The sequence below is a fragment of the Stenotrophomonas sp. B2 genome (assembly GCF_014947095.1).
GTDB classification, from domain to species: domain Bacteria; phylum Pseudomonadota; class Gammaproteobacteria; order Xanthomonadales; family Xanthomonadaceae; genus Stenotrophomonas; species Stenotrophomonas maltophilia_P.
This window is the reverse complement of the sequence record NZ_JADCQA010000002.1, coordinates 231,656-258,606: the sequence shown is the minus strand read 5'-3', so window position 1 is coordinate 258,606 and position 26,951 is coordinate 231,656. Positions and strand designations below refer to the sequence as shown.

General features: G+C 67.8%; 25 protein-coding genes. 10 read left to right on the top strand and 15 right to left on the bottom strand.

Features of this window, described 5'->3' with window-relative positions; translation table 11 throughout:
- Positions 1-12: 12 nt before the first annotated feature.
- Together IMX13_RS03170 and arfB are read right to left on the bottom strand one after the other, a co-directional pair.
- On the bottom strand, positions 13-573 hold the full coding sequence (locus IMX13_RS03170) for a lysophospholipid acyltransferase family protein (protein ID WP_227255266.1): 561 nt from the start codon (positions 571-573) through the stop codon (positions 13-15).
- Positions 574-619: 46 nt separating this feature from the next.
- Positions 620-1,051 (bottom strand): alternative ribosome rescue aminoacyl-tRNA hydrolase ArfB, encoded by a 432-nt coding sequence (gene arfB, locus IMX13_RS03165; protein ID WP_005420755.1) that lies wholly within the window; start codon positions 1,049-1,051, stop codon positions 620-622.
- A gap of 134 nt (positions 1,052-1,185) precedes the next feature.
- On the opposite strand from arfB, the gene IMX13_RS03160 reads away from it, so the two are divergent.
- Positions 1,186-1,713: a DUF2059 domain-containing protein gene (locus tag IMX13_RS03160; protein WP_065174175.1), complete on the top strand. Its 528-nt coding sequence runs from the start codon at positions 1,186-1,188 to the stop codon at positions 1,711-1,713.
- Positions 1,714-1,746: 33 nt separating this feature from the next.
- Here the strand turns inward: IMX13_RS03160 and IMX13_RS03155 are convergent, their stop codons facing one another.
- The 4 genes from IMX13_RS03155 to IMX13_RS03140 all read right to left on the bottom strand — a co-directional run bounded on the left by IMX13_RS03155 (position 1,747) and on the right by IMX13_RS03140 (position 5,443).
- The gene (locus IMX13_RS03155) at positions 1,747-2,484 is read right to left on the bottom strand and encodes a pseudouridine synthase (RefSeq protein ID WP_053518434.1); all 738 of its coding nucleotides are present in this window, start codon (positions 2,482-2,484) and stop codon (positions 1,747-1,749) included.
- An 87-nt stretch (positions 2,485-2,571) separates the two neighbouring features.
- On the bottom strand, positions 2,572-3,150 hold the full coding sequence (locus IMX13_RS03150; protein WP_193395774.1) for a class I SAM-dependent methyltransferase: 579 nt from the start codon (positions 3,148-3,150) through the stop codon (positions 2,572-2,574).
- Between the two features lie 5 nt (positions 3,151-3,155).
- On the bottom strand, positions 3,156-4,811 hold the full coding sequence (gene ubiB, locus IMX13_RS03145; RefSeq protein WP_065174173.1) for a ubiquinone biosynthesis regulatory protein kinase UbiB: 1,656 nt from the start codon (positions 4,809-4,811) through the stop codon (positions 3,156-3,158).
- Entirely contained in the window at positions 4,808-5,443 is a 636-nt protein-coding gene (locus tag IMX13_RS03140; protein WP_053518430.1) for an SCP2 sterol-binding domain-containing protein, read from the bottom strand. Before IMX13_RS03140 ends, ubiB begins: the two co-directional genes overlap by 4 nt.
- A 137-nt stretch (positions 5,444-5,580) precedes the next feature.
- Between IMX13_RS03140 and ddlA the strand changes: the two genes are divergently transcribed.
- Entirely contained in the window at positions 5,581-6,666 is a 1,086-nt protein-coding gene (gene ddlA / locus IMX13_RS03135) for a D-alanine--D-alanine ligase (RefSeq protein ID WP_193395736.1), read from the top strand.
- An 83-nt stretch (positions 6,667-6,749) separates the two neighbouring features.
- On the opposite strand, the gene IMX13_RS03130 is transcribed toward ddlA, so the two are convergent.
- From IMX13_RS03130 to oleC, 3 genes are all read right to left on the bottom strand, one after another.
- A complete protein-coding gene (locus tag IMX13_RS03130) occupies positions 6,750-6,905 on the bottom strand; it encodes a DUF1328 domain-containing protein (RefSeq protein ID WP_004153593.1) in 156 nt (51 codons plus the stop codon).
- Positions 6,906-7,026: 121 nt separating this feature from the next.
- Positions 7,027-8,016, bottom strand: a complete 990-nt coding sequence (gene oleD, locus IMX13_RS03125) for a 2-alkyl-3-oxoalkanoate reductase (RefSeq protein WP_111186525.1) — start codon at positions 8,014-8,016, stop codon at positions 7,027-7,029.
- On the bottom strand, positions 8,013-9,671 hold the full coding sequence (gene oleC / locus IMX13_RS03120; RefSeq protein WP_193395735.1) for an olefin beta-lactone synthetase: 1,659 nt from the start codon (positions 9,669-9,671) through the stop codon (positions 8,013-8,015). The genes oleD and oleC overlap by 4 nt, the downstream gene beginning before the upstream one ends.
- Positions 9,672-9,775: 104 nt before the next feature.
- Between oleC and IMX13_RS03115 the strand changes: the two genes are divergently transcribed.
- Positions 9,776-10,207: a YkgJ family cysteine cluster protein gene (locus tag IMX13_RS03115; RefSeq protein ID WP_053518425.1), complete on the top strand. Its 432-nt coding sequence runs from the start codon at positions 9,776-9,778 to the stop codon at positions 10,205-10,207.
- 91 nt (positions 10,208-10,298) lie between these two features.
- On the opposite strand, the gene IMX13_RS03110 is transcribed toward IMX13_RS03115, so the two are convergent.
- The 4 genes from IMX13_RS03110 to IMX13_RS03095 all read right to left on the bottom strand — a co-directional run bounded on the left by IMX13_RS03110 (position 10,299) and on the right by IMX13_RS03095 (position 15,635).
- Positions 10,299-11,189: an alpha/beta fold hydrolase gene (locus tag IMX13_RS03110; RefSeq protein WP_053518424.1), complete on the bottom strand. Its 891-nt coding sequence runs from the start codon at positions 11,187-11,189 to the stop codon at positions 10,299-10,301.
- A gap of 61 nt (positions 11,190-11,250) precedes the next feature.
- The gene (locus IMX13_RS03105; RefSeq protein ID WP_008264841.1) at positions 11,251-12,267 is read right to left on the bottom strand and encodes a 3-oxoacyl-ACP synthase III; all 1,017 of its coding nucleotides are present in this window, start codon (positions 12,265-12,267) and stop codon (positions 11,251-11,253) included.
- Between the two features lie 103 nt (positions 12,268-12,370).
- Positions 12,371-12,688, bottom strand: coding sequence for a DUF4156 domain-containing protein (locus IMX13_RS03100; protein WP_193395734.1), 318 nt, complete (start codon positions 12,686-12,688; stop codon positions 12,371-12,373).
- Positions 12,689-12,785: 97 nt separating this feature from the next.
- Positions 12,786-15,635 (bottom strand): pitrilysin family protein, encoded by a 2,850-nt coding sequence (locus IMX13_RS03095; protein WP_053518421.1) that lies wholly within the window; start codon positions 15,633-15,635, stop codon positions 12,786-12,788.
- Between the two features lie 415 nt (positions 15,636-16,050).
- Between IMX13_RS03095 and IMX13_RS03090 the strand changes: the two genes are divergently transcribed.
- Entirely contained in the window at positions 16,051-16,527 is a 477-nt protein-coding gene (locus tag IMX13_RS03090; protein ID WP_193395733.1) for a hypothetical protein, read from the top strand.
- Between the two features lie 66 nt (positions 16,528-16,593).
- Positions 16,594-17,073, top strand: coding sequence for a tRNA (cytidine(34)-2'-O)-methyltransferase (locus IMX13_RS03085; protein ID WP_065182053.1), 480 nt, complete (start codon positions 16,594-16,596; stop codon positions 17,071-17,073).
- Between the two features lie 141 nt (positions 17,074-17,214).
- Here the strand turns inward: IMX13_RS03085 and IMX13_RS03080 are convergent, their stop codons facing one another.
- Positions 17,215-18,378 carry an acyl-CoA dehydrogenase family protein gene (locus tag IMX13_RS03080; protein ID WP_193395773.1) on the bottom strand — a complete coding sequence of 388 codons (1,164 nt, stop codon included), beginning with the start codon at positions 18,376-18,378 and terminating at the stop codon, positions 17,215-17,217.
- A 256-nt stretch (positions 18,379-18,634) separates the two neighbouring features.
- Between IMX13_RS03080 and IMX13_RS03075 the strand changes: the two genes are divergently transcribed.
- Both IMX13_RS03075 and IMX13_RS03070 read left to right on the top strand, forming a co-directional pair.
- Positions 18,635-20,311: an electron transfer flavoprotein-ubiquinone oxidoreductase gene (locus tag IMX13_RS03075; protein WP_193395732.1), complete on the top strand. Its 1,677-nt coding sequence runs from the start codon at positions 18,635-18,637 to the stop codon at positions 20,309-20,311.
- A gap of 65 nt (positions 20,312-20,376) precedes the next feature.
- Positions 20,377-20,778 carry a c-type cytochrome gene (locus tag IMX13_RS03070; RefSeq protein WP_053518416.1) on the top strand — a complete coding sequence of 134 codons (402 nt, stop codon included), beginning with the start codon at positions 20,377-20,379 and terminating at the stop codon, positions 20,776-20,778.
- On the opposite strand, the gene IMX13_RS03065 is transcribed toward IMX13_RS03070, so the two are convergent.
- The gene (locus IMX13_RS03065) at positions 20,772-24,374 is read right to left on the bottom strand and encodes a transporter substrate-binding domain-containing protein (RefSeq protein ID WP_193395731.1); all 3,603 of its coding nucleotides are present in this window, start codon (positions 24,372-24,374) and stop codon (positions 20,772-20,774) included. The two genes, IMX13_RS03070 and IMX13_RS03065, sit on opposite strands and share 7 nt — an antisense overlap.
- Positions 24,375-24,449: 75 nt before the next feature.
- Here IMX13_RS03065 and IMX13_RS03060 point away from each other — a divergent pair, with 75 nt between their 5' ends.
- From IMX13_RS03060 to IMX13_RS03050, 3 genes are all read left to right on the top strand, one after another.
- On the top strand, positions 24,450-25,088 hold the full coding sequence (locus IMX13_RS03060; RefSeq protein WP_053518414.1) for a response regulator transcription factor: 639 nt from the start codon (positions 24,450-24,452) through the stop codon (positions 25,086-25,088).
- A 188-nt stretch (positions 25,089-25,276) separates the two neighbouring features.
- Positions 25,277-25,660, top strand: a complete 384-nt coding sequence (locus tag IMX13_RS03055) for a glycine zipper 2TM domain-containing protein (protein ID WP_074902303.1) — start codon at positions 25,277-25,279, stop codon at positions 25,658-25,660.
- Positions 25,661-25,783: 123 nt separating this feature from the next.
- The gene (locus tag IMX13_RS03050) at positions 25,784-26,908 is read left to right on the top strand and encodes a phosphotransferase (RefSeq protein WP_193395730.1); all 1,125 of its coding nucleotides are present in this window, start codon (positions 25,784-25,786) and stop codon (positions 26,906-26,908) included.
- Positions 26,909-26,951: the final 43 nt, after the last annotated feature.

Here is a 26,951-nt window from a genome sequence, read left to right as displayed (position 1 = left end):
CTGGCGGCCGGCTCAGACCGTACCGCGGGTCTTGCCGATCCAGGGCCGGTAGAACTCGCGGATGGCGGCCATGTCGGCCACGTCATCGCCGGTGGGATGGAACAGCGGACCGACGCCGATGACCTTCTCCGGATAATGGAAATAGGCGGTCAGGATCGGCACGTCGGCCATCCGCGCGATCTTCAGGAATCCGGCCTTCCATTCCTTGACCGCCTTGCGGGTGCCTTCCGGGGTGATCGCGAACCACATCCTGTCGTTGTTGCGGATCAGGTCCACGGCCTGGCCGACGGTTCCCTGCGGCGAGCTGCGGTCCAGCGGGATCACGCCCAGCCGGTGCAGCAGCGGGCCCAGCGGCCACCAGAACAGCGACGCCTTGCCCAGCACCTTGACCTTCATGCCCAGTGCGATCTTGGCCGCCATGCCCCAGAACCCGTCCCAGTTGGACGAGTGCGGGGCGATGATGAAGACCAGCTTCGGGATGTCCGGCAGGGTGCCGACCACCTTCCAGCCGCCCATGCGCAGGGTGCAGCGCGCCAGCCAGCGCAGGAACGGGTTGGATCTGACCTGCGGCATGTTCGGCGGGATGGCCGGCAGCAACGGAGTCGGGTTGTTCAAGCAATCACTCCCAGTCACGTGAGGAGCGCCCGCGCTTGATCTGCGCGCGCCCGCGTTTGGCGTCCAGACGACGCAGTTTCGACCCGAGGGTCGGCTTGGTGGCCTTGCGCGGTTTGGGCACGCTCAACCCGGCCTGGATGAAGGCCGCCAGCCGCTCGCGCGCATCCTCGCGATTGCGATCCTGGGTCCGGAAGCGTTGCGCGTCGATGACCAGCACGCCTTCGCCGGTCATCCGCCGGTCACGCCGCGCCAGCAGGCGCGCGCGCAACGGTTCGGGCAACGAGGGCGAGTTGGCCACGTCGAAACGCAGTTCCACCGCGGTGGACACCTTGTTGACGTTCTGGCCACCGGCACCACTGGCACGCACGAAACGCTCGACGATCTCGCCGTCGGGGATTTCAAGCTGCGCGCTGATGGTGACCGGTCCACTGCCCATCCGCGCATTGTAACGGCAGCCACGTGGCGGAGTGCGGCATCGCGCGCCGTATGCCGCCGATCAGGCACCGAACACGCCGCCTTCGCCTTGCCAGCGGGTATGCTGGCCGTCCCATGTACCGCAGGAAGCTTCGCATGATCCGCTCCGCATCCACCCTGCCCGCCCTGCTGCGCCGTGCTGCCCTTCTGCTGGCGCTTGCCGTGGCCAGCGCCCCGGTCCTGGCCGCCGCGCCGACCGACGGCGACATCAACCGCCTGCTGTCGGCCTCCCGCGCGCAGAGCATGATCGACACCATGCTGCCGCAGATCGAGGCGATGCAGCAGCAGCAGTTCCAGCAGGTCGCGTCGCAGCGCCAGCTCAATGCCCAGCAGCAGGAGCAGCTCAAGCGCATCCAGGCACGGACCAGCCAGACCCTGCGCCAGGCCCTGTCATGGCAGCAGCTGCGGCCGATGTACGTGGATCTCTACAAGAAGACCTTCAGCAAGGAAGACGTGCTGGCGATGGCCGAGTTCTACGAGAGCCCGGCGGGCCAGAGTCTGCTGGACAAGACCCCGGCGCTGATGCAGAACGTGATGGTGGCCATCCAGTCGCGCATGCAGCCGCTGTTCGCCGACCTGCAGAAGGATCTGGAAGCGATCGTCAACGAGCCGGAAAAGAAGTGAGGCGGTAGCGCCGGGCCATGCCCGGCGCTGCCTTCACTCCACCCGCCAGCCGAACAGGTCCAGTGCCTTCTGGAACTCCCGGTCCAGCGGCGCCCGCACATCCACCGTGCCGCCCTCGGGATGCGGAAAACGCAGGCGCTCGGCGTGCAGCAGCATGCGGTGCACCCCCTGCATGCGGAAGATGCGGTTGTGGCGGCCGTCGCCGTGGCTGGTGTCGCCGATCATGTGGTGCGAAAGATGCTTGAGATGCCGGCGGATCTGCCGGAACCGTCCGGTCTGCGGCTGGCAGCGCAGCAGCGCATAGCGCGAACGGGCGAACTCGCCGACCGGCACCGGCAGCTCGCCGGTAGCCAGGCACTGGAAGTCGGTGATGGCAGGCTTCTTGACCGGTTTTCCGGGGCCGCCGTCGAGGTCGTGGTCGACCCGCCAGGACGCCTCGGCCGGCCAGCCGCGGCAGATGGTCAGGTAGTCCTTGGCCACCTCGCCGCCCATCAGGGCCTTGCCCAGCGCACTGGCGGTGTCACGGTCGAAGGCCAGCAGCAGGCAGCCACTGGTGGCACGATCCAGCCGATGCACCAGAAAGATCGGGCGCCCGAGCTGCTCACGCAGGCGATCGGCCAGGAAATCATCTTCGCCACGGGCCAGCTTGCTGTCATGGACCATCAGCCCGGCCGGCTTGTCGACCACCGCCAGGCGTTCATCCAGGTGCAGGAGCCGAAGGGGGGCGGTGTCGGTCTCGACCGCGGCGAGGGTATCGGGTTCGGTGCTCACCGCGCGATTATACGGGCGGCCTGTATGGGGTCAGATCCCTTTTCCTGCGGAAAAGGGATCTGACCCCGGGTTTGTGCCGCGAGGCAGTCAAACGTTGCGCAGTGCGAGCAGTTCACCGTTGCCCACCGGCACCAGGCTGACGCTGACATCAGGATCGGCCACCAGTGCCGCACGCAGCGGCTCCATCTGTTCGGCGTGGGAGATCGCGTTGTCCACCACCAGCAGGCCACCGGGCCGCAGCACGCGGCGCAGGTGCGGCCACCAGCCAGCGTACTGCTCGCGATCCGAATCGAGGAACAGCAGGTCGATGCTGGCATCGGCCGCCTGCGCCAGCCACGCCCCGGCGTCAGCGTGCACCAGGGTGATATGCGCCTGCAGGCCGCTGCGGGCGAAGGTCGCGCCGGCCAGGGCCACCTTGTCGGCAGCGTACTCCAGCGTGGTCACATGGCCGTCGATGGCAGCGGCAGCCTCGGCCAGCCACAGCGTGGAATAGCCGTTGGAGGTGCCTATCTCCAGCACGCGCCGCGCCTGTCCGAAACGTACCAGCAGCGACAGCAGCGCACCGGTATCCGGCGTGATGTTGAGCAAGCGCCGGGCCCGCTCGCTTTCGCGCGCATCGTTGTCGGCGCCAAAGCGCACCAGTTCGTCCTTGAGCGCCTGCAGCACGGCGGCTACTTCCACCACGCCCGGGCCAATGCGGCCACACCCACCGCGCCCGACAGCCAGCTCCACATCGGCAGGTCGCCCCAGTACCAGCCGGGCGGCTGCAGCACGTACATCAAGGCGGCAATGGCAAGCAGGCCGACGCCGGTGATGGCACCGACCGCATGCTTCTGCAGGCGCTGCACGCTGGCATCGAGCGATACCAGATCGCGCGAGCGCATCGCCAGCTCGTGACGTCCCTCCACCTGCTGGGTCAGCCAGGCATGCACCAGGCGGGGCATGTCCGGTGCGTGGGTCATGATTTCCGGCAGGCGCTTGCCGAGCTCGCGCATCACCCTGCGCGGGCTGTAGCGCTCGCGCAGGATCTTCGCCAGTACCGGCTTGGCCACCGCCCAGATATCGATCTGCGGGTCGAGCTGGCGACCGACGCCTTCGATGTTCAACAGGGTCTTCTGCAGCAGGATCAGCTGCGGCTGCAGCGTCAGCTGGTAGCGCTGCGCCACGCGGAACAGCTTCATCAGCACTTCCGCCAGCGAGATCTGCGACAGCGGGCGGGTGAAGTACGGCTCGCACACCGACCGCACCGCCGCTTCCAGGTCGTCGATGCGCACGTGGTCCGGCATCCAGCGCGCCTGCACGTGCAGCTCGGCGATGCGGCGGTAGTCGCGGTTGAAGATGGCCATGAAGTTCTCGGCCAGGTAGTACTGATCTTCCTGCGACAGCTGGCCCATGATGCCGAAGTCCAGCGCGATGAAGCGCGGATCGCTGCGGCGTGCCGGATCGGGGTCGACCCAGATGTTGCCGGCATGCGCATCGGCGTGGAAGAAGTTGTCGCGGAACACCTGGGTGTAGAACACCCGCACGCCCTTGGCGGCCAGCGCCTTGCGATCGATCCCGGCGGCGTCCAGTGCCACGATGTCATCGGAGGGAATGCCCCACACGCGCTCCAGGGTCAGCGCGCGCTCGGCCGTGTGGCTCCAGATCACTTCCGGCACGTACAGGTCGTCGGAGTTCTCCCAGAAGCGGCGCAGCACGCTGGCGTTGGCGCCTTCGCGCTGCAGGTCCAGCTCGGCGGCCAGGGTGTTCTCCACTTCCGCCACGACTTCGCGCGGGCGGATCTTGTCGGCACGCGGGTGGGTGCGCTCAACCAGCGCGGCCAGTGAATTGAGCAGGGCGATATCGGCGTCGATCTGCTTCTCGATGCCCGGGCGCAGCACCTTGACCACCACCTGGCGGCCATCGGCCAGCGTGGCCGCATGGACCTGCGCGATCGAGGCCGACGCCAGCGGTTCGGTATCGAAGCTGGCAAAGGCTTCGCTGACCGGCAGGCCCAGCGCGTCCTCGACGATGCGGCGCGCGGTGTCGCCGTCGAACGGCTTGACCCGGTCCTGCAGCAGGGTCAGTTCGTTGGCCACGTCCGGCGGCACCAGGTCGCGACGGGTCGACAGGATCTGCCCGAACTTGACGAAGATCGGACCCAGGTCCTGCAGCGCCAGGCGCAGGCGTGCGCCACGCGATTGCGCGGCGATGTCGGCCGAGGCCCGCGGAACGAAGGGTTTGGCCAGGCGCAGCCAGCGTTCGGCCGGCGTGTCCTGCAGCAGGTCATCCAGGCGGTAGCGCAGGATCACCCGGCCGATGCGGCTGGCCCGCAGCACCGCCTTCATGCCGCACCCCGCAGGCGCTGCACGCGTGCACCCAGGCGCTCGACATCATCGCGCAGCACATCCACATCGTCGTGGAACGCGTCCAGCTCGGCGCGCGGCACCACGTCGCGCGATTCCTCGGTAATGAATTCGGCTGCACTGTGCGCCAGATCGATCACGCCCTGGCGGGCGTGCTGCAGCGCGCCGCGCAGTGTGTTGGCCACCTGTACGCCCAGCACCTCGCCGAACACGCTGACGAACGGCTGCTGCCAGTCCGGGTCGAAGCCCTTGGCCAGCTGCTGCAGGCGGCGCGCCAACTCGGCATCGCCGGCCACGCGCACGCGTCCCTTGCCGGTGCTGTCGGCGCGCCGGGCATTGGCCAGCAGCGGCAGCTGGGCCAGCACCCCCGACAGGCTGCTGCGTACGGCCAGATCGGCTTCCTGCGCATCCACCGGCCCCACCCGCAGCTGGTCACCGTCAACGCTGATGCGCATGGCCAGCGCAGGAGCCTCCAGGGTCAGATCGATATGGCGGCCATCCAGACCGGCCAACGCGTGGCGGGTATCCGGATCCAGCGCCAGGGCGCGGTTCAGGGCGATCTGCAGGGCACGGCCGGCGACCGGCTTGAGGGACTTGAGCAGGGAAAGAGCCATGGCCCCATTCTACCTTCGTGGGTGCCGGGCTTGGGCCGGGCAGCGCGGATGGGTGCGGGTTCATCTCCGCCTCACCTGCCGGGCGAAGGAAGGTCCATGCTGTGGGGCCACGCAACGTCCAGGACATCGCATTGCCCATGAGCAGGACCCGGGTCGGCATCATTTTCGGTGGTACGTCCTCCGAGCACGAAGTCTCGCTGCAGTCGGCGAAGAACATCCTCGACGCACTCGACCACGAGCGCTTCGAGCCGGTGCTGATCGGCATCGACAAGCAGGGCCGATGGCATCTGAGCCAGGCCGGGAGCTTCCTGCTCAACGCCGATGATCCGGCGCGCATCGCGCTGCACCGGTCCGGCGTCGCGCTGTCGGTGCACCCGGGCGCCGGACAGGCGCAGCTGCAGCCCGCCGATCCGGCTGCCGTGCTCGGCCAGATCGACGTTGTCCTGCCGATCGTGCATGGTCCGCTGGGTGAGGATGGCGCGCTGCAGGGCCTGCTGCGCATGGCCAACCTGCCCTTCGTCGGTTCACCGGTGCTGGGCTCGGCCGTGGCCATGGACAAGGACGTGACCAAGCGCCTGCTGCGCGATGCCGGCCTGCAGGTGGCGCCCTGGCAGTGCATCCGTCGCCACCAGGCTGCGAACATCGATGTCGACGGCGTCATCGCCCGGCTCGGTCTGCCGCTGTTCGTGAAGCCGGCCAACCAGGGTTCGTCGGTGGGGGTGAGCAAGGTCAAGGACGCTGCCGGCTTCGCGGCCGCGCTGGAACGGGCGCTGCGCTACGACCACAAGGTTCTGGTGGAAGCGGCCGTGGCCGGCCGCGAGATCGAATGTGCGGTGCTCGGCAACGAGCAGCCGCAGGCCAGCGTGTGTGGCGAAGTGGTGGTGCACGACGAGTTCTATGCCTACGACACCAAGTACCTCAACGAGAACGGCGCCGACGTCGTGGTCCCGGCCGACATCGATGATGCCACGCAGCAGCGGATCAGGCAGATCGCCCTGCAGGCGTATCAGGCGCTGGAGTGCGCCGGCATGGCCAGAGTGGATGTGTTCCTGACCGGCGATGGCCGCGTCGTCATCAACGAGGTCAACACGCTGCCGGGCTTCACCCGCATCAGCATGTACCCGAAGCTGTGGGGCGCCAGTGGCGTGGATTACACCACGCTGATCACGCGCCTGATCGAACTGGCGCTGGAACGGCACGAAGCCGATCAGAGGCTGCTGTAGGCCAGACAGTACCCGGTACTACAGCAAACAACCGCTTCCGCCGGAGCAGTACCGGCCATCGACCGGCACTGCTCCGGGGCTCACTAGCCGCGCTTGCGGAACATCGAGATCACCGCCAGGACCAGGAACACCACGAACAGGATCCAGGCAATGTTGCTGGCCGCGCCGGCGATGCCGGAGAAACCGAGCACGGCGGCGATGATGGCGATGACGAAGAAAATGACGGCGTAATGCAGCATGGCGCTCCTCGCAGATATTCGGCCGTGGGTGGCGTGGGGTCCATCCTCCCGGTCCGGCGGTGTGCAACCGGTGATGGCCGGTTCTGCGCGCGATGAAGTCTTCAGCGCCGTGAGGCTGCCGTCATGACGACGCGGCCTGCAGCCGACGCAGCCCTTCCTCGATGCTGACCTGCGGCACATAGCCGAAATCACGGCGCGCCGGCTCCATGCTGTACCAGTGCGGCGTGCACAGCTGCTCGGCGAGGAAACGCGTCAACGGCGGCTCGCCGCGCAACCGCAGCAGCGGCCACAGGCGCTCGCAGATCGCACCGATCCGGTAGGCGGTCCTGAAGCTGATTGCCTTCTCCACAGGCGGTGCGCCCACGGCCTGCAGCAACTTGTTGACCAGCTCGCGCATCGGCAGTGGCTCGCCATTGGAGATGAAGTAGGCCTTGCCGGCGCAGGCCGCCGCCGGGCCCAGCGCCTCGAATGCCAGGAAGTGCGCCAGCGCGGCGTTGTCGATGTAGGTGGTGTCGACCTTGTTGCTGCCATCACCGACCAGGCGCAGCCGGCCCTGCCGTGCGCGCTCGGCCAGACGCGGCACCAGCTGCTGGTCGCCCGGCCCCCAGATCAGGCGCGGACGCAGCGCCACCGTGGCCAACGTCGCGTCGTTGGCGGCCAGCACCCGTTGTTCGGCGATCGCCTTGGTCGCCGCGTACGGCGCCTGGAAATCCTCGCCGTAGGGCACCTCGTCCGCGCCCAGTCCTTCCACCGGGTGGGTGGCACGATGGGTCACGCTCGGTGTGGAGGTATAGACCAGCCTGCCGATGCCATGCGCACGGCAGGCAGCGATGACATTGTCGGTGCCGACCACATTGGCCTGGTGGTAGCTGTCGTAACTGCCCCAGGCGCCGGCCTTGGCACCGTTGTGGAACACCGCATCGACACCGGCCACCGCATGCAGCACGGCCTGCGGGTCCGCCAGGTCGCCACGGATCTGGCCCACTCCCAGCGCCTGCAGCGCCGGGTAGTGGCTGCGGTTGAATGCCAGCACCTGGTGGCCGCGCTCGACCAGCCCGCGGCACAGCGCCTGGCCAAGGAAACCACCACCACCGGTGACCAGGATCTTCATGCGCGCTTCTCCAGTTCGGCGCTGGCCCAGACGGCGAGCTTCTCGCGGCCGATCTTGGCGTTGTGACGGATATCGACGGGAAACGCCGGATGCACCAGGAAGTGCTGCAGCCCGGCCTCGGGCAGGCGTGCGCCGGCAAGGGCGCGCAGCGCTTCATGCAGCGCCGGGCTGTCGGACTGTCCACGCTGCAGCTCCACGCACAGGACCGGCACCTGCGCGCCCGCAAGACCCACGCCGACCAGCGCGGTGCGTGCCACGCCCTGCACCGTGTTGAACACCGGCTCGACCTGTTCGGTGTAGAGCGGGCCGTGCGGGGTTTCCACGCGCTGGGTCTTGCGTCCGCAGAACCACAGACGGCCCTGCGCGTCGAAATAGCCGACATCGCCCATGCGATGCACGATGCGGGTACTGCCATCGGCCAGCGTTTCGGCAATCTTCGCCGCAGCGGTGGCCTGCGGACGATTGAAATAGCTGTCGGTGGCGGTGGGGCCGGCCACGGTGATCTCGCCCACCTCGCCGGTGGCCAGCACGCGCACCTGCGACCAGTCGGCCAGCGGTGCATCGTCGATGGCGATGATGCGCACTTCGTTCGGGGCCACCACGTTGCCCACGCAGGTACCCGCACCGCCCTCGGTGGCCGCACGGGTGCGCTCCAGTTCATGGCCTTCCACCACCGCCACCGGCAGGCATTCGGTGGCACCGTACGGCGTCCAGAACTGCGCGCCGGCCGGCAGCAGGCCACGGATGGTGGCGACCACATCCGGCGGAACCGGGGCACCGGCCGAGGTCACCCGGGTCACCGACGGCAGCGGCCGGCCATGGCGGGCCAGGACCCGCATCAGCGCAGGCGAGCCGAACAGCTGGGTCACGCCGAAGCGTTGGATCGCATCATGCAGGCGTGCCGGATCGGCCTGCGCGGGCCGCGTGGGGTCCATGTCCGGGATCACCGAGGTCAACCCCAATGCGGGATCGAACAGGGCGAAGGGCGGGAAGGTCGGCAGGTCCACCCCGCCGGCCTCCATGCCGAAGGCGCTGCCCAGCAGCTCGATCTGGCCGAGGAAATGGCGATGGCGGTAGACCACGCCCTTGGGCACGCCCGTGGAGCCGCTGGTGAACAGGATCGCGGCCATGTCCTCGCCGTCGGTGGCCGCCAGCATCGGCCCGGCCTGCGCGCCCGCGCGCTCCAGCGCGGCCAGGGTGGTCCCGCCCCAGGCCAGCCGCCGTCCCACCGTGACCAGGCGGGTCGCCGACGGCGCCCAGCGCAGCGCCAGCCGTGCCACGTGGGCCAGCGGGATGCCGATGAAGGCCTCCGGCTGGGCTTCGTCCAGGCACTGCTTCAGCGCACGCCGGTCGATGCCGGGATCGACCAGCACCGGCACCGCACCCAGCTTGAACAGGGCGAACATCAGCAGGAAGAACTCCGGCGAGGGCCGCACCATCACCACCGTGCGCACGCCGCGCCCGATCCCGTAGCCGGCCAGGCCGGCGGCCATGGCGTCGCTGCGGGCATCCAGCTGCCGATAGTCCAGGGTCACATCGTAGGCCGCCATGCCGTTGCCGGCGCCGCGGCGGCCGGGGCAGCGGATGGCGATCTGGTCGGGGCGTTCACGGGCCAGTTCAGGCAACCGCGCAGCAATGTTGCAGGGTCGGTTCATCCGTTCATTGTCGCCGCTTACGGAATTTCTTGCGCGGCGGCTCACTTCGTGGAAAATCCGCAGCCTCGTTCCCGATTCCGACTGCCGCCCGAGGCGGCTTGCCCATGCAACACCCCTGCATGACCTGCGGCGCCTGCTGCACCCAGTACCGCGTGGCCTTCCACTGGATGGAATCGGACGAGGTCACCCCGGGCGGCGTGCCCCACCAGCTGACCGAAGTGCTCGATCCGCATCGCCTGTGCATGCGCGGCACCCACTCCAAACCGGTGCGCTGCGTGGCACTGGATGCGCAGATCGGCGTGTATTCGCGCTGCACGATCCACCCCAACCGGCCCAGCGTGTGCCGCGAAGTGGATGCCTCATGGGAGTACGGCAAGGCCAGTCCACAGTGCGACAAGGCCCGCATCGCCTACGGCCTGGACCCGCTGACGCTGGCCGACTGGCGCTGGCGCGACGAGGCGGACAACGACGACGATCATCCGGACGACAACGGCAGCAGCCCGTCGTCTCCGCCGCAGGCGCCGATCGCGGCGTGACGGTCGGGGTCGGGCCCGTTTCCGGCACGGAAGGGCTCTGACCCCTGTACGACAACGCCGGGCATGGCCCGGCGCTACCGAGGGGATCCGATCAGATCGGGTTCGCGTCCAGGAAGGCGCGGATCTCCGGCACCAGCACCTCGTGCTTGTCTTCCAGCACGTAGTGGCCCGCGTCCTTGAAGGCATGCACCTGGGCCTGCGGCAGCGCCGCCTGGAAGCCCTGCAGGAAATGGTGGTCGAACACGAAGTCGCGCAGGCCCCAGCCTATGAAGGCCGGGCGATCGGCAAACGACGGCAGCGCCTTGCCTGCACGCTCCAGCAGCGACCACGCCTTGTCGGCCGGGCCCAGCGGAATGTCCTGCATGAAGCGGATGGTGCTGATGCGGTTGGCATAGCTGTTGTACGGCGATACATACGCGCGGCGCACGTCGGCGGGCATCTTCCGCTCAACGCCCAGCCACGATGCGCCGGCGGAGAAGGCATTGAAGGTGCGGATGATCCACTCGCCGATCTTCCAGTGCCGTCCGAGCGCGATCTGCCACGGCATCTTCTTCGCTGCCGGCATCGGGAACGCGGCGGTGTTGAGCACCACCAGCCGCTTGACCTGCGCGTGGTGCGACAGCGCCCAGCCAAAGCCGATCATGCCGCCCCAGTCGTGCACGGCCAGGGTCACCGGGCCGGTGATGCCCAGGTGCCTGAGCAGCGCATCCAGGTCATCCACGCGCGATTGCAGCGTGTACGCATAGCCACGGTCATCGGGCTTGTCCGACAGACCCATGCCGATGTGGTCGGGCACGATGCAACGGTACTTGTCCGACAGGCCGGCCACCAGCGTGCGCCAGTAATAGCTCCACGACGGATTGCCGTGCACCATCACCACCACCTCACCGTCGCGCGGGCCCTCGTCGAGATAGTTCATCGACAGGCCGGGGCGGACCTCGAAGCGCTGGGGATGGGCGGGGTAACCGGGAAGCTTGGACATCGGGTCGCACCTGTAAAAAGGGCCGGTAGTACCGGCCCCAGGATTCAACGCAGGGGTCTGTTTACCAGACCACTTCGGCCATCGAGCAGTTCAGGCCCGAGCCGATGCCCAGAAGCGCGATGCGATCACCCTTCTTCAGCTTGCCCAGCTGCTTGAGCTTGCTCAGCACGATCGGTACCGACGCCGGGCCGATGTTGCCGTGCTCGCCGAAGATGGTCATGACCTTCTTCGGGTCGATGCCGAAGTTCTTGATGAACGCTGCGGTGTGCGGCTGGCTGACCTGGTGGATGACGAACTGGTCCAGTTCTTCCACCGCCCAGCCCAGCGCGATCTTGGCCGCAGTGAAGGTCTTCTGCGCCAGCTTGATGCCTTCGATCAGCAGCAGGCGGGTGTCGGTCACCATGCGGTCCAGGTTGCCCAGGCACAGCTGGTTCCATTCGGTCGCCGAACGGGTGACGCCGCCCTTGTAGCGCGGGGCATCCGGCACCAGTTCCGAGCGCGCCATCACCATCGCGGCAGCGCCCGAACCGGTGGTCAGCGCCGCCAATTCGTTGCGGAAATCGTCGGCGGTGACGTCCGGTGCGGTCATGCGCTCCAGCGTCTTCTCGTACACCAGGTTGGCGGTTTCGCCATCCACCACCAGCGCATAGTCGATGTCACCGCGCTCGATCATGCGCGCTGCGATGTCCATGCCGTTGATGAAGGCCAGGCAGGCATTTGCGACATCGAACGTCATGCATTCGTCGCTGACACCCAGATTGCCCGAGACGATGGAGGCCGTGGACGGCTCCAGGTAGTCGCGGCTGACCGAGGTATTGACCAGCAGGCCGACCTGGGTGGCTTCGATGCCGGCATCTTCCAGTGCCTTGCGACCGGCCATGGTGGCCGCGTCCGAGGCCAGCACGCCGTTGTCCCACAGGCGGCGGGCGTGGATGCCGGCGATATCGCCGAGCACGTCGGTGCGGATGCCCAGCCGGTCCAGCGTCGGCTGCAGGCGTTCGTTGATTTCCTTCGTCGTCAGCGTATGAGGCGCATCGACGTGTGCCAGGCCGGCGATCGAGACATTCTTGAAGAGCATCGAGGTTAGCGCCAAGGCTCAGGCAAAAGGGGGCGCTATTCTATAACCCCCCGGGCCTTCACCGCATCTTTACGAATTCAGGCTTGCCCGTATGGTGAAGGATTCAGCGCGGCGGGCACTGGAAGGCGGCAAAGCGCTGGCTGCCATCGGCAGGCGGTGCGGCGGCCTGTACGGTATTGGCGCCGGCGCTGGGGGCCTCGTTGCGGGCCAGCGTTTCCAGTTCTTCCTGCACGCGCAGCGGGTTGCGGTTGTAGAAGCCGACCTTGCTCTTCACGGTGACCACCACCTCGCCCTTGGTGATGCAGCCGGTCGGCGCCGGCCCGGCCGGCAGCACGCGGACGGTCTTCCCGGCCGGTTCGATCGGCACCCAGGTACAGGCGGTGACGGTGAGCAGCAGGGAGGAAAGCAGCAGAACGCGCATGGGCAGATCCTGGAAGGGTATGAGGGGGATTCTGCCTGAACCGCCTGAATCGAGGGTAGCCGGGAGGCCTGCCCGCCGTGGCGGGCAGGCCTGTCCCTTACTTCTTGACCGGCTTGCCTTCGGCATCCAGCACGGTCACCTCGCCCAGGTTCAGCGCGCGCACGGCCGCCTCGGTCTGCTTGAGGTCGCCCACCACTACCCAGGTCAGCGCCTGCGGCTTGATCTCGGCCGCAGCCTGCTGCACCTGGGCCGGCGTCATCGCCTCGATCTCGGCCTTGCGACGCAGCACATAGTCATCCGGCCGCTTGAACTGCACGATGCTGCTGATGGTCGCGGCGACCGCACTGGCGGTCTCATAGGCGCCCGGCAGGCTCAGCGTCTGGATGTTGCGGATGCGGTTGACCTCGGCAGCGGTGGCCGGCTTGCTGCCCGTGCTGAACTCGACGATTTCCTTCTGCATCTCGGCCAGCGCCGGGCCGGTCTTGTCGATCTGCACGGGGGCACTGGCCGCCCACGGCCGCTGTCCGACCGAGTTCGGCGCACTGCTGCGCGCGCCATAGGACCAGTGCTTGTCCTCGCGCAGGTTCATGTTCAGGCGCGAGGTGAAGTCACCGCCGATCACACCGTTGGCGATATCGAAGCGGGTCGAGCTGGCGTCACTGGACGGCGGCACCACCTGGCCGGCGAACAGGTTTGCCTGCACCGCACCCGGCTGATCGATCAGGAACACGCGCGGGCCCTTCGGCAGCGCCACATCGGTGGCCGCCTTCACCTGCGGCGCATCGCCCGTGGCCTTCCAGTCGCCCAACTGCTTGTCCAGCAGGGGCACGATCTCGGCCAGCGTGGTATCGCCAACCACGATCAGGGTGCCGTCCTGCGGGCGCAGCCAGTCGCGGTGGAAGTCGACCAGATCCTCGCGGGTGAGGCTGCTGATGGCCGCTTCATCGCCGCTGCCAGTGAACGGAATGGCGTACGGATGGCCTTTGCCGTACAGCAGCGGCGGCAGCACGCGCATGGCCACCGCGTTCGGGTTGACCTTCTCCTGCTGGATGCCGGCGATCCAGGTGGCCTTGACCCGGTCGATCTCGGCCTGTTCGAAGCGCGGCTCGCGCAGCAGATCGCGGTACAGGGCCAGCGATGGCACCAGGTTCTCCTTCAGTGCCGACAGGTCCACGGTCACCGAATCCAGGCCGGCACCGGCGTCCAGGCTGGCACCCAGCGCATCGGCGGCATCGGCGAAGGCCAGCGAGCCGAGCTTGCCGGCGCCTTCGGTCATCAGGTTCATGGTGAAGTTGGCGGTGCCCGGCTTGCGGCCCTGGTCGGCGGTGAAGCCACCCGGGAACTGGTAGCTGAACTGCACCACCGGAATCTCGTGGCGCTCGGCCAGCACCACCTGGGTGCCGTTCTTCAGCGTGGCGCGCTGCAGGGCGGGGAACTTCAGCTGCGGGAATTCACGGGTCTGCGGCACGCCGGCCTTGCGGTCCACCTGCTCCGGCAGGGTGCTGTACTTCGGGTCCACCGCCGGCACGTTGAACGGCTTCGGCGCCTGTGAGGGATCTTCCTTCAGCGCCACGCGCTCGCCCGGTTCGACCACCAGCGTGTGGCTGCCGACGTCCAGCCACTGTGCGCCCAGGCGCTTCAGGTCGGCCGCGGTCGCCTTGTCGATGTTGGCCAGCGACGTGCGGAAGCAGCCCGGGTCGCCGGTGTAGACCGCGCATTCGGCCAGTGCGTCGGCCTTGCCACCGAAACCACCGATGCGCTCGATGCCGCGGATGAACGCTGCGCGCGAGCCGGTCTTGGCACGCGCCAGCTCGTCGGCCGTGGGGCCCTCCTTGATCAACCGGTCCAGTTCTTCGTCGATGATCTTCTCGACCTTGGCCGGATCCTGGCCCTGCTTCACCGTGGCCATGACGATGAAGTTGGAACCCAGCTGCGAGGCGTAGGCGCCGGCGCTGATGTTGTCCACCAGCTTGTCCTGGTGCTGCAGTCGCTGGCTCAGGCGCGAGGACTTGGCGCCGCCGAGCACATAGGCCAGCAGCTGCAGCTGGTCGACGTCGGTGGTGCCGACCTGCGGCACGTTCCAGGCGCGGTAGATGCGCGACTGCGGCACCTTGTCGGTCATCGTCTCGCGGGTGTCGGCCGGGCGCTTGGCCACGTCGACCTTCGGCTGCGCCATGCTCGGACCGGCCGGGATGCTGCCGAAGTAACGGGCCACCTTCTCCTTGGCGGTGGCCACGTCGATATCGCCTGCCAGCACCAGCACCGCGTTGTTCGGGCCATACCAGGTGCGGAACCAGGTCTTGACGTCATCCAGCGAGGCCGCGTTGAGGTCGTTCATCGAGCCGATCACGCTGTGGTGATACGGGTGGCCGGCCGGGTACATCGCACGGTTGAGCTTCTCCCAGGCCTGGCCGTAGGGCTGGTTCTCGCCCTGGCGCTTCTCGTTCTGCACCACGCCACGCTGCTCGTCCAGCGCGGCCTGGTCGATCGCACCGAGCAGATGGCCCATGCGGTCCGACTCCATCCACAACGCCATGTCCAGCGCGGTGGTCGGCACGTTCTCGAAGTAATTGGTGCGATCGGTATTGGTGGTGCCGTTCTGGCCGGTGGCACCCACCTGCTTGAACGGTTCGAAATACTCGCCGTCGTGGTTTTCGCTGCTCTGGAACATCAGGTGTTCGAACAGGTGGGCGAAACCGGTGCGGCCCGCAGGCTCGTCCTTGCTGCCGACGTGATACCAGACGTTGACCGCCACGATCGGCGCCTTGCGATCGGTATGCACGATCACGCGCAGCCCGTTGGGCAGGGTGAACTGCTCGAACGGAATATCGACCTTGGCCGGCGTGACCGTCTTGGCCGCCAGTGCAGGAGTGGGCGCGAGCGTGCCCAGGGCAGTGCTGAGGGCAACAGCGAGCAGTGCAGCACGCGGGCGCAGGGCGAGAGACATTTCCGGATCCTTGGTCACGTTGGTGAAGCCCGATCCTAGCGTGCCCATCCGGTGCCCGGAATCCGCCAGCAGTCACTGGGGGTGTTTGCCCTCGCAGCCGTTCAGGGCCTTGTCGACGGCCCCCGACAGCAGTCACGTCTCCCCCGCCCCCGCGTCCGGACAGTGTCCGCGCCCCCTCGGATGGACAGGTGTCCGCCCCGCGGACACTTTCAGGCGGAATAAAAACCCTTTCAAATCAATGATTAAAAGTTGGCACGGGGTTTGCTTGGTACTTCCTGCGCCAACAAGGGCTTCAGACAAAAGCTGACTGAAGACTGAACAAATGCAAGAAATCGAAAATTTCCCTTGCATCCCCCGAATTGGTGTTCTACCTTACTACCACACCACCGCTCAACAACACTAAACAGGCCCCGTCATGAACGCCAAGACCATTGCCATCGCCATCGCCCTGATCGCCGGCACCGCGGTTGTTTCGTCGGTGCAGGCCTCCGAATCCATCAAGACCCTGGCCACCGTGCAGGTTCGCCCGGCCGCCGACCAACTGGCCCAGCAGGCCTGGGAACAGGCCAGCGGCATTCCGACCCTGGCCACCGTGGAAGTGCGCCCCAGCGCCGACCAACTGGCCGAACGCGACGGTTTCACCGCCGCCCCGGTCGCCGCCGCCCTGCCGATCACCACCCTGGCCTCAGTGGAAGTGCGCCCGAGCCTGGAACAGCGCGTCGCCCTGGCCGCCGAACTGGAAGCACAGCGCTACGCAGCCACCCTGGCCGCCGCCGCCACCAGCGTTGCCAACCAGGTGATCGTCAACCTGCCGACCCTGCAGGTGCGTCCGAGCGCGGCCGACCTGCAGGCCCTGGCCACCGAAACCGCCCAGGTCCTGCTGCGCCCGTAAGCGGTGCCCGCCCTGCCCTGGCAGGGCGTGCGCCGTACTGGCAGCCGTCGCAGGTACACTGCGCCGATGAATGCCGCACCCCCGTTCCACGTGATCCTGTTCCAACCGGAAATCCCGCCCAACACGGGCAATGTGATCCGGCTCTGCGCCAACACCGGCGCGCAGCTGCACCTGGTCGAGCCACTCGGCTTCGCACTGGAAGACAAGCAGCTCAAGCGCGCCGGCCTGGACTACCACGAGTACTCGCGCCTGCAGGTGCACCCCGACCTGGACACCGCGCTGGCGCGGATCGCACCGAATCGGTTGTTCGCACTCAGTACCCGCGCCAGCGTGCGCTACGACAGCGTGGCCTTTGAAGAGGGCGATGCCTTCCTGTTCGGCCCGGAAAGCCGTGGCCTGCCGCAGGACGTGCTCGATGCACTGCCGGATGGCCGCCGCCTGCGCCTGCCGATGCGGCCGGACAACCGCAGCCTCAATCTTTCCAACACCGTTGCCGTGGTGATGTATGAAGCCTGGCGGCAGCACGGGTTTGCCGGCGGCGCGTGAGAGGAAGCAGCCGAGCATGGGCTCGGCTCTACACGTACGTGTGACCTGCTTATGGTGGGTGCGGACCTTGGTCCGCACCGATGCCCGGATGCGCGCCGAGGAAATGTGCCGACCAAGGTTGGCACCCACCGGAACCCGCTGTCAGAACGCGTTGATGCCGGTCAGTTCGCGGCCAATCACCAGCTGGTGCACGGTCTCGGTGCCTTCATAGGTGATCACCGATTCGAGGTTCAGCGCGTGCCGGATCGCCACGTGTTCGGTGGTGATGCCAGCCCCACCGAGCAGATCGCGACACTCGCGGGCGATGTCGATGGCCATGCGGCAGTTGTTCCACTTGGCCAGGCTGACCTGCTGCGGCTGCAGCTGGCCGGCTTCCTTCAGCCGGCCCAGTTGCAGGGCCAGCAGCTGGGCGGTGGTGATGCGGCGGGCCATTTCCGCCAGCTTGATCTGCGCGCTCTGGGTGGCGGCCAGCGGGCGGCCGAACAGCACGCGCTCCTTGGCGTAGCCCAGCGCTTCATCCAGGCAGGCGATGGCCGCGCCGATCGGGCCCCAGCTGATCCCGTAACGCGCCTGGGTCAGGCACCCGAGCGGCCCCTTCAGGCCCTTCACGTTCGGCAGGCGGTGGCTGTCGGGCACGCGCACATCGTCGAAGAACAGCGCGCCGGTCAACGAGGCGCGCAGGCTCATCTTGTGCTTGATTTCCTGCGTGGTGAAACCGGCCATGCCCTTCTCCAGCACGAAGCCCTGGATGCCGTCCTCGGTCTGTGCCCAGACGATGGCCAGGTCGGCCACCGGGCCGCTGGTGATCCACATCTTGCTGCCGCTGATGCGCCAGTCGCTGCCGTCGCGTACCGCTCGGGTCTTCATGCTGGCCGGGTCGGACCCACCGTGCGCCTCGGTCAGGCCGAAGCAGCCGATCAGTTCGCCGCGTGCCATCGCCGGCAACCACTGCTGGCGCTGTTCCTCGCTGCCGTACGCGTAGATGGGATACATGCACAGCGAGCTCTGCACCGAAACGAAGCTGCGCAGGCCCGAATCGCCGCGCTCCAGCTCCTGGCAGATCAGGCCATAGCTGACCGCGCCGAGGCCACCGCCACCGTATTCGACCGGCAGTGTCGCGCCCAGCAGGCCCAGCGATGCGATCTCCGGTACCAGTTCGGCCGGGAAGCGCGCCTGGTCGAAGGCATCGCCGATGATCGGCAGCACGCGCTCGTTGGTGAAACGGGCCACGCTGTCCTGCACGGCGCGCTCTTCCTCGCTGAGCAGGGAACGGACATCGAACAGGTCGTACGGATCCAGGGCCATGGCACTCACACGCAGTCGGGACCGGGCCATTGTCGGTCATCCGGGAAGCGCGTGCCGACCAGGGTCGGCTCCCATCCGGCTGCAGGCGTACGCTGCACTGCAGCAATCACGACGTGAACATCGGCGATCTAGCTCGATCACGCCCGTCCCGGTACCCTGACACATTCAAACAACCGTTTCGCCGTGGCTGCACGCGCGATTTCCAGGCAACCGCCGGTGGCCCTGCTACCGGCACTACCCACGAGTCATGCAATCGATGAGCGCTGAAGCCAACGCCCTGCCCCCGCGTGAAGTAATGGAGTTCGACGTGGTGATCGTCGGTGCCGGCCCAGCCGGGCTGGCCACCGCGATCCGCCTGCGCCAGCGTGCGATCGAAGCCGGCCGCGAACTGTCGGTGTGCGTGCTGGAGAAGGGCTCCGAGCCCGGTGCACATGTTCTGTCCGGTGCGGTGATGGACCCGCGCGCCCTGACCGAACTGTTCCCGGACTGGGCCGAACGCGGCGCACCGCTGAAGCAGAAGGTCACCCGCGACGAGTTCCTGTTCCTCAGCGAGACCGGGTCGCGCAGCACGCCCAATGCGCTGCTGCCGGAGTGCTTCCACAACGAAGGCAACTACATCATCAGCCTGGGCGAAGTGACCCGCTGGCTGGCGCAGCAGGCCGAGGCGCTGGAGGTTGCGATCTTCCCCGGCTTCGCCGCCGCTGAGGTGCTGTACGGCGACACCGGCGAAGTGATCGGCGTGGCCACCGGCGACATGGGCATCGAGAAGGACGGCAGCATCGGCCCGGCGTTCGAGCGCGGCATGGCGCTGCATGCGAAGTACACGATCTTCGCCGAAGGCGCGCGCGGCCACCTTGGCCGCCAGCTGATCGCCCGTTACAGGCTCGATGAAGGCAAGGACCCGCAGGCCTACGGTATCGGCATCAAGGAACTGTGGCAGATCGACCCGGCCAGGCATGAGCCGGGCCTGGTGGTGCACGCCGCCGGCTGGCCGCTGGACAGCGACACCTACGGCGGCGCGTTCCTCTACCACACCGACGGCGGCAAGGTCGCCATCGGCTACGTGGTCGGCCTGGACTACAAGAACCCCTGGCTGAGCCCGTTCGAGGAATTCCAGCGCTTCAAGACCCATCCGCAGATCCGCAAGCACCTGGAAGGCGGTACCCGCATCGGCTACGGCGCGCGTGCGATCACCGCCGGCGGCCTGCTGTCGCTGCCGAAGACGGTGTTCCCCGGTGGCGCGCTGGTCGGTTGCGAGGCCGGTTATCTCAACGCCAGCCGCATCAAGGGCAGCCACGCCGCGATCAAGACCGGCATGCTGTGCGCCGACGCCGCGTTCGACGCGCTGGCCGCCAACCGCCAGCACGATGAGCTGAGCGCCTATCCGCAGGCCTTCGAAGCCAGTTGGCTGTTCACCGAACTGCAGCAGGCAAAGAACTTCAAGCAGTGGTTCAAGAAGGGCCAGACCGTGGCCACGCTGATGACCGGTGTGGAGCAGTGGCTGCTGCCCAAGCTGGGCGTGCGCAACCCGCCGTGGACGCTGCACCGTACGCAGCCGGACCACGCCTGCCTGGAGCCGGCGGCCCAGCACACCCGCATCAGCTACCCGAAGCCGGACGGGGTGCTGACCTTCGACCGTCTCAGTTCGGTGTTCCTGAGCAGCACCAACCACGACGAGAACCAGCCCAGCCACCTGACCCTTAAAGATCCGAGCATTCCGGTGAAGGTGAACCTGGCCGAGTACGCCGGCCCGGAAGCGCGCTACTGCCCGGCCGGCGTGTACGAGTTCGTTGGCGAAGCCGACAACGCACGCCTGCAGATCAACGCGCAGAACTGCGTGCACTGCAAGACCTGCGACATCAAGGATCCCACCCAGAACATCGTCTGGGTGACCCCCCAGGGCGGCGGCGGCCCGAACTACTCGGGCATGTGACCGCAGCGGGCTGCGACCGCGTGTCGCAGCCCGGCCCGCGGCGGCCACGGCTATCCTCTCCGCCCATGCGTGCCTTCCGTCTGCTCCCTGCCCTCGTCCTGCTGCTGGCATGCAGCGGCTGCCAGCGCACGGCCACGCCACCGGCCACACCTGAGCAGGCGCGACAACAGGCGATGCAGCGCGCGTTCGAACTGTGTGCGGGCTGCCACACGGTGCAGGCCGGTGGCATCCACCGGTTCGGCCCCAACCTGCACGGTGTAATCGGACGCCGCGCCGGCAGCCTGCCCGACTATGGCTATTCGCAGGGCATGCGCCGGGCCGATATCGTCTGGACCGCGCAGACCCTGGATGCCTTCCTGCAGTCACCAACGCAGCAGGTGCCCGGCACGCGCATGTACAACGCGTTTCCCAGCGCCGAACGACGTGCGCTGGTGATCGCTTACCTGCAGCAGCAGTCCGCTCAGTGAGACAGCCCCTGCAGCTGCTGCTGCAGGCGTGACAGGAACGCCTGGACCTCGGCGAACAACGGCGCGCTGTCCACTTCTCCGGCGTCTTCCAGGCGTTCGACCAGGGCATTGGCCTGCGTTGCCAGCGCGTGCGCGCCCACCGCCCCGAGCCCGCCGGCCTGGCGATGCAGGTGCAGGGCGGCGGCCTCGCGGTCGCCGGCCTGCACCGCACGCTGCACGGCCGCGATATCCACCTCGCTGGCCTGCAGCAGGGTGGCGGCCAGCTGCACGGCGACCGCATGCGAACCGAAGCGCCGCTGCAGGCCCGCCAGGTCCAGCGATGCGTCGCCCTCCACCGCTGCGGACGACTCGGCGGTCGCCTCCGGTGCCACGGACGCCTGCGGCAGCCATCGCATCAACGCCGCGCGCAGCGTAGCCAGCGATAAAGGCTTGGCCAGCACCTCATCCATGCCGGCCTCGCGGCAACGTCGCGCGTCGTCGTCCAGCACGCTGGCCGTCAATGCCAGTACCGGCATGCGCGCCTGGCCCTGGCGGCCTTCGCGCTCGCGCAGCAGGCGGGTGAACGCAAAGCCATCGAGAACCGGCATGCGGCAATCGGTGATCACCAGGTCGAAGCGTTCCGACGCCAACCGGTCCAGCGCCTGCTGGCCATCACTCACCAGCACGTGCGGAAGGCCCAGCTGCTGCAGCCGCCAGGCCATCATCGCCTGGTTGGTCGGATGATCCTCGATCACCAGCACGCGGCTCTGGCGCAGCGCGGTCGGCAGCAGCGCCGCCTGCTCGTGCTCGCTCGCCAGCACGGCGACGTCCTCGATGCCGGCTTCCACCAGCGACAGACGGACCTCCGCGCGGGTGCCCTCGCCGAGCGTGCTCTGCAGGGTCAACGTGCCGTCCATCATCTGCACCAGCCGCTGGCAGATGCTCAGGCCCAGGCCGGTTCCGCCATGGTCGCGCTGGATGTACGCACCGGCCTGGGTGAACGGCGCGAACAGGTGCTGCAGCTGTTCCGGCGCGATGCCCATGCCGGTATCGATGACGCTCAGGCACAACGGCTGACTGCCATCGGCGGTGGTCGGCCCGAGCACCTCCAGCCGCAGCCACACATCGCCCTGCGCGGTGAACTTGATGGCATTGCTGAGCAGGTTGAAGACGATCTGCCGCAGGCGCACGCCATCCACTTCATGCGCCGCAGCCAGCTGCGGATCGATCTGCACGTGCAGGGCCAGGCCACGCGCGCTGGCCTGCGCCGACATCAGCCGGCACACGCCTTCCAGCAGGGTCCGCAGTGACAATGGCACCGGTTCCAGGCGCAGCGCACCGGCTTCGATGCGCGAGTAGTCGAGGATGTCATCGAGGATCTGCCGCAGCATCTGCGCAGAATCCTCGATCACGGCAAGGATGCGCTGCTGTTCTGCATCCAGCGGCGAGTGCGCCAGCACTTCCAGCATGCCCAGTACACCGCTCATCGGCGTGCGGATCTCATGACTCATCGTGGCCAGGAAGCGTGATTTGGCCTCGGCCGCCTGTTCCGCCTCGATCTTGGCCGCCGCCAGCGCATCGGCCTGTGCGCGTGCCTGGGTCACGTCCACCCAGTAGCCGCTCCAGGTGACGGCACCGGCCTCGGTGACGTAAGGGTGAGCCTGGCTGCGTACCCAGCGCGCGGGCGTGCCGTCATCACCCGGCAGCAGGCGGAACTCGAAGGCCAGCGGCGCGAACTGGCGGGCCGCCTGGTCGATGGCCTGCAGCACGGCCTGGCGGTCGGTGTCCTCGATCCGCGCCAGCAGCGCCTGCGCATCCTGCTCGGCACGCTGCCGCGGAATGCCGAACAGTGCCTGCAGGTCGCCGGCGATGAAGGGGAAGGCCAGGCTGCCGTCCGCGTCGCGACGTGCCTGGTAGACCACCGCCGGCAGATTGTCGGTGACCTCGGCCAAGCGCTGCTCCAGATGGCGGCGCCCGGCCACCTCCCGGCGCAGCCGCCAGTGACCGACGCCATGCACCACCGCCCCGGTCAGCAGCACCAGCAGCAGCGGAAGCCCCCAATGCAGCACGGCGTCCCAGTCCACGCCACTGCGATACTCCACGGCCAGCCAGTCGCCCCGCAGCGCCTCATGCTCCCGCGGTGACATCTGCAGCAGCAGGCGGTCGAAGGTGGTCGCCAGGGCGGCATGGCGACGGTCGACAGCCAGCGCCAGCTGGTCGCCGAATCCGGCCGGCGCAAGGATCTGCAGTCGGCCCGGGAAGCGGTTGCGCAACAGGTGATCGACCAGGACCAGGTTGCCCACGTAGGCATCGGCCTCGCCATCGGCCAATCGCTGCAGCGCCTGTTCGCCACTGCGCGCGGGAATGATCTTTGCCCGTGGCGCCTGCTGCAGCACGTAGCCGCGCAGGCGTTCCGGGTCGGACAGCAGCACGCGCTTGCCCTGCAGATCGGCCAGCCCCAGGATCGCCGGGCTGTCGCGCGTGCCGACGATCACGCTCGGCACGCTGATGAAGGGCTGGCTGAACACCCAGTCCGGCCCCAGGTAGCGCGAATCGGTGGGAATGCCCATCACCGCCTGCACTTCACCCTTCAACGCCTTCTCGCGCACCTCGAACCAGTCATGGCTGGTTTCCACCTGCAGGTTGGCGCCGACCTGGATCAGCCGCCGCAGGTACTCGCTGGTCAGGCCGCTGGGCTGGCCGTCGTCGTCGGTGAACGAAAGCGGCGCGGCATTGGGCGCGAAGGTGATCTTCAAAGGCTGCTGCAGCACGCGCTTTTCGGCCTGGCTCAGGGCCAGCTGCGCCGACGCGGACCATTCCGGAGGCCGCAGCCAGCGCTGGGCCAGCGCGTCCCGCTGCGCCTGGCTGGTGGCAGCCAGCGCAAGATCCAATGCCTCGGCCAGCGGTTGCTTGCTGTTGGGGACGCCGAAGTGCGCCCGCTCCGGCGGCAGATCGCTGGGCCGCAGCAGCACCACTCCCTTCAGCTGATGGGCCGCGATCAGCTCGGTGGCGACATAGGCATTACCGATATAGACGTCGGCCTTGTCGTCTCTGACCATCTGCAACGCCGCCAAAGTGCCATTTGCGACAAGTTGTCGAGCGCGTGGAAACCGTGCACGCACCTGCGGTGCGGTCAGGAAATCCTGCTCGATCACGACGCGCAGTCCGTCAAGATCCGGCATCTCCGAAGCACGCAGGTCTCCAGGTCGTCCGACCACCGCCAGCGGCGCCTCGGCATAGGCCGAGGTGTAGACCATGCAACGGGTTCGGTCGGCACTGAGGCCGATGTTCATGACCACATCGATCTCGCCCCGGCATGCCGCGTCCAGCACGGATGGCCAGTCCGGATAGCGGCGCGCCTCGACGTTCACGCCCAAGCGACGAGCCAGAAGCGACAAATAATCCGGTCCCAGGCCCACCTGTTGGCCTTCACGGATCGACTCGAAAGGGGGCCAACCACTGTCATACTGCCCGACAACGATGCGAGGGTGCGCAGCCAGGTATTCGCGTTGCAGGGGACTCAACGGCAATGGGCCGGGCGCGAGTTGCGCCCAAGCGACGGCAGGACCCAACATGGCCAGCAGCAGGACCCGCCCGCGAACAGCCCAGCTACGCATCGGCGTTGATCTCCTAGAATCCTGCCAGGAGCCGCGATGGTCGCGGTCCGGCGTGCCCGGTGGTCATACTAGAGCATGAGCTTGCGCATCATCATCGCAGACGACCACCCCGTGGTCCGTATCGGAACCCGCGCCGTCATCGAGTCCAGCGGCGTTGGCCAGGTCGTCGGTGAAGCCGACAGCGCCCAGGCGCTGATGGCGCTGCTGACCAGCCAGCCATGCGACCTGCTGGTCACCGACTATTCGATGCCCGGCAGTCCCCAGGCCGATGGCTTCGCCATGATCGGCATGATCCGGCGCCGCCATCCCGACCTCAAGGTGCTGATGCTCAGCGTTTCCAGCAACCTGGCGATCCTGCGCATGGTGCTCGACAGCGGCGTGCTCGGCCTGGTCGACAAGAGTTCGTCGATGGACGAGCTGCCGCAGGCGATCCAGGCGGTGAACCGCGGCCAGCTCTATATCAGCCGCAGCCTGCGCGAGCGGGTCGAGGCCGCCGGCAGCTGGCGCATGCGCGAAGGCGACGGCAAACCGCTGTCGCCGCGCGAACTGGAAGTGCTGCGGTTGCTCGGCACCGGCATGACGGTGAAGGAGATCTCGGTGCAGCTGCACAAGAGCGTCAGCACCATCAGCCGGCAGAAGGGCGATGCGATGCTGAAGCTGGGCCTGAAAGGCGATGCAGAGCTGTTCGACTATCTGCGTGACGGCAAAATCTGAATCCTGTCCATCCGGCCATTGAACTTTCAGGCAGGCTTCATGCCGCCTGACGCTAGATGAATACGCACGCCGCCCAGTGGCCCACGCAATGTTCCGGCAATCTCCGGGCGCCAGCGTGGTCACTACGGCAGCCAGGGCGCCCGCGCCCTCCCTGCCCACCGTGGCATGCCCCTACAGGAGAACCGAACATGCTCAGTACTTCCGCTCTCAGCTTCCGTGGCGTGGCGATGGCCCTGGCCCTGCTGGCCGGTGTCGCCGTGGTCAGCGACGCCAGCGCCATGTCGAGGAAGGACAAGCGCACCGTCGTCGGTGCGGTGGTGGGCGGCGTCGCCGGCCACCTGATCTCCAATGGCGATCCGGCCGCCACCGTCGGCGGTGCCGTGGCCGGCGGCGCGATCGGCAACCTGACCACCCCGGACCGCCACGACCGTCGTTATGACCGCCGCTACGACCGCGGCTACCAGCGCGGCTACGACCGGGGCTATGGCTATCGGGACCGCGGTCATGACCGCCGCTGGCGCGACAGCGATCGCCGCTACTACCACGACCGCGGTCGCCACCGCGGCTGGTAACCCTCGCCGGCACTGCCCGGCATCACCGGCAACGGGCGGGTCGATGACCCGCCCGTTTGCGTCCGGGCCGTCCATGGCGTTGAATGCGCAGCCCTGGATGACTCCTTTGCCCCCGGCCCCCGCATGACCTCCACCGCCCACCGCGTGCAGGGCCTCAACAACGATGAGGTCGCTGCCGACTGGCCCGCGATCGATGCAGCCGAGGTTGCCTGGCTGGCCCGCCGTTATCCGGTGCTGGACGCGGACAGCGCCCTGCGTTGGCACAGCCCCCGGCCGTTGTCGGCCGCCGCGCTGGCCGAAGGTGCCCGCGGCCGGGTGTTCATCAAGCGCCACCACCGCAGCGTGCGCAGTGCCGCCTGCCTGCAGGAGGAACACCGCTTCATCGCCCATCTGCACGCTGCCGGCGTGCCGGTGGTGAAGGTTCTGCCCACCGCAGGAGGCGACAGCGCCATCGAGCATGGGCCGTGGACCTATGAACTGCATTCACCGGGGGTGGGTGACGATCTGTACCGCGACGCCGCCTCCTGGACGCTGCTGACGGACACCGCACGGGCGCGTTCTGCCGGACGCATGCTGGCCCGGCTGCATCAGGCCGCCGCCAGCTACCACGCCCCGCAGCGCAGCACGCATGTCCTGGTGGCACGCGACGAGCTGATCCGCGCCGCCGACCCCATCGGCGCGCTGGAAGCGGGTCTTCCCGACCGCCCGGGACTGGCGCGCTACCTGGCACGGATTCCGTGGCAGGCGCAGCTGCGCCGCGACGTCCTGCCCTGGCATGCCGGCCTGGCCGAGCGCCTGTCCGCCGAGCCGCCGCTGTGGGCGCACAACGACTGGCATGTGTCCAACCTGCTGTGGCGCGGCGACGACGTCAGCACCGTGCTGGATTTCGGCCTCGCCTCACCCACCAGCACGCTGTTCGACCTGGCCACCGCGATCGAGCGCAATGCCGTGGCCTGGCTGGAGCTGGAGCGGGGCCATGAGGCGGTGCGCATCGACATCGCGCTGGCGCTGCTCGACGGCTACCGCGAAGTGCTGCCGTTGTCGGCCACCCGCCTGCACCTGCTGGCGGACCTGCTGCCGATGGTCCACTTCGACTTCGCACTGTCCGAAGTGGAGTACTTCGAAGGCATCACCGGCTCGACGGCGAACGCCGATGTCGCCTGGTATCCCTTCATGCTGGGCCATGCCGCGTGGTTCGCCAGCGCACCCGGCCAGGCCCTGCTGCAAGCGCTGCATGCCGCCGCCTGAAGGGCATCGGCTCGCAAATCCCTGCCATCTGTAGTGAAATAGC

Bases quoted from the DNA above. Each gene is read 5' to 3' on its own strand.
- IMX13_RS03170 (WP_227255266.1), bottom strand. From the start codon at position 573: ATGCCGCAGGTCAGATCCAACCCGTTCCTGCGCTGGCTGGCGCGCTGC.
- arfB (WP_005420755.1), bottom strand. From the start codon at position 1,051: ATGGGCAGTGGACCGGTCACCATCAGCGCGCAGCTTGAAATCCCCGAC.
- IMX13_RS03160 (WP_065174175.1), top strand. From the start codon at position 1,186: ATGATCCGCTCCGCATCCACCCTGCCCGCCCTGCTGCGCCGTGCTGCC.
- ubiB (WP_065174173.1), bottom strand. From the start codon at position 4,811: ATGAAGGCGGTGCTGCGGGCCAGCCGCATCGGCCGGGTGATCCTGCGC.
- IMX13_RS03140 (WP_053518430.1), bottom strand. From the start codon at position 5,443: ATGGCTCTTTCCCTGCTCAAGTCCCTCAAGCCGGTCGCCGGCCGTGCC.
- ddlA (WP_193395736.1), top strand. From the start codon at position 5,581: ATGAGCAGGACCCGGGTCGGCATCATTTTCGGTGGTACGTCCTCCGAG.
- IMX13_RS03130 (WP_004153593.1), bottom strand. From the start codon at position 6,905: ATGCTGCATTACGCCGTCATTTTCTTCGTCATCGCCATCATCGCCGCC.
- oleD (WP_111186525.1), bottom strand. From the start codon at position 8,016: ATGAAGATCCTGGTCACCGGTGGTGGTGGTTTCCTTGGCCAGGCGCTG.
- oleC (WP_193395735.1), bottom strand. From the start codon at position 9,671: ATGAACCGACCCTGCAACATTGCTGCGCGGTTGCCTGAACTGGCCCGT.
- IMX13_RS03115 (WP_053518425.1), top strand. From the start codon at position 9,776: ATGCAACACCCCTGCATGACCTGCGGCGCCTGCTGCACCCAGTACCGC.
- IMX13_RS03110 (WP_053518424.1), bottom strand. From the start codon at position 11,189: ATGTCCAAGCTTCCCGGTTACCCCGCCCATCCCCAGCGCTTCGAGGTC.
- IMX13_RS03105 (WP_008264841.1), bottom strand. From the start codon at position 12,267: ATGCTCTTCAAGAATGTCTCGATCGCCGGCCTGGCACACGTCGATGCG.
- IMX13_RS03100 (WP_193395734.1), bottom strand. From the start codon at position 12,688: ATGCGCGTTCTGCTGCTTTCCTCCCTGCTGCTCACCGTCACCGCCTGT.
- IMX13_RS03095 (WP_053518421.1), bottom strand. From the start codon at position 15,635: ATGTCTCTCGCCCTGCGCCCGCGTGCTGCACTGCTCGCTGTTGCCCTC.
- IMX13_RS03090 (WP_193395733.1), top strand. From the start codon at position 16,051: ATGAACGCCAAGACCATTGCCATCGCCATCGCCCTGATCGCCGGCACC.
- IMX13_RS03085 (WP_065182053.1), top strand. From the start codon at position 16,594: ATGAATGCCGCACCCCCGTTCCACGTGATCCTGTTCCAACCGGAAATC.
- IMX13_RS03080 (WP_193395773.1), bottom strand. From the start codon at position 18,378: ATGGCCCTGGATCCGTACGACCTGTTCGATGTCCGTTCCCTGCTCAGC.
- IMX13_RS03075 (WP_193395732.1), top strand. From the start codon at position 18,635: ATGAGCGCTGAAGCCAACGCCCTGCCCCCGCGTGAAGTAATGGAGTTC.
- IMX13_RS03070 (WP_053518416.1), top strand. From the start codon at position 20,377: ATGCGTGCCTTCCGTCTGCTCCCTGCCCTCGTCCTGCTGCTGGCATGC.
- IMX13_RS03065 (WP_193395731.1), bottom strand. From the start codon at position 24,374: ATGCGTAGCTGGGCTGTTCGCGGGCGGGTCCTGCTGCTGGCCATGTTG.
- IMX13_RS03060 (WP_053518414.1), top strand. From the start codon at position 24,450: ATGAGCTTGCGCATCATCATCGCAGACGACCACCCCGTGGTCCGTATC.
- IMX13_RS03055 (WP_074902303.1), top strand. From the start codon at position 25,277: ATGCTCAGTACTTCCGCTCTCAGCTTCCGTGGCGTGGCGATGGCCCTG.
- IMX13_RS03050 (WP_193395730.1), top strand. From the start codon at position 25,784: ATGACCTCCACCGCCCACCGCGTGCAGGGCCTCAACAACGATGAGGTC.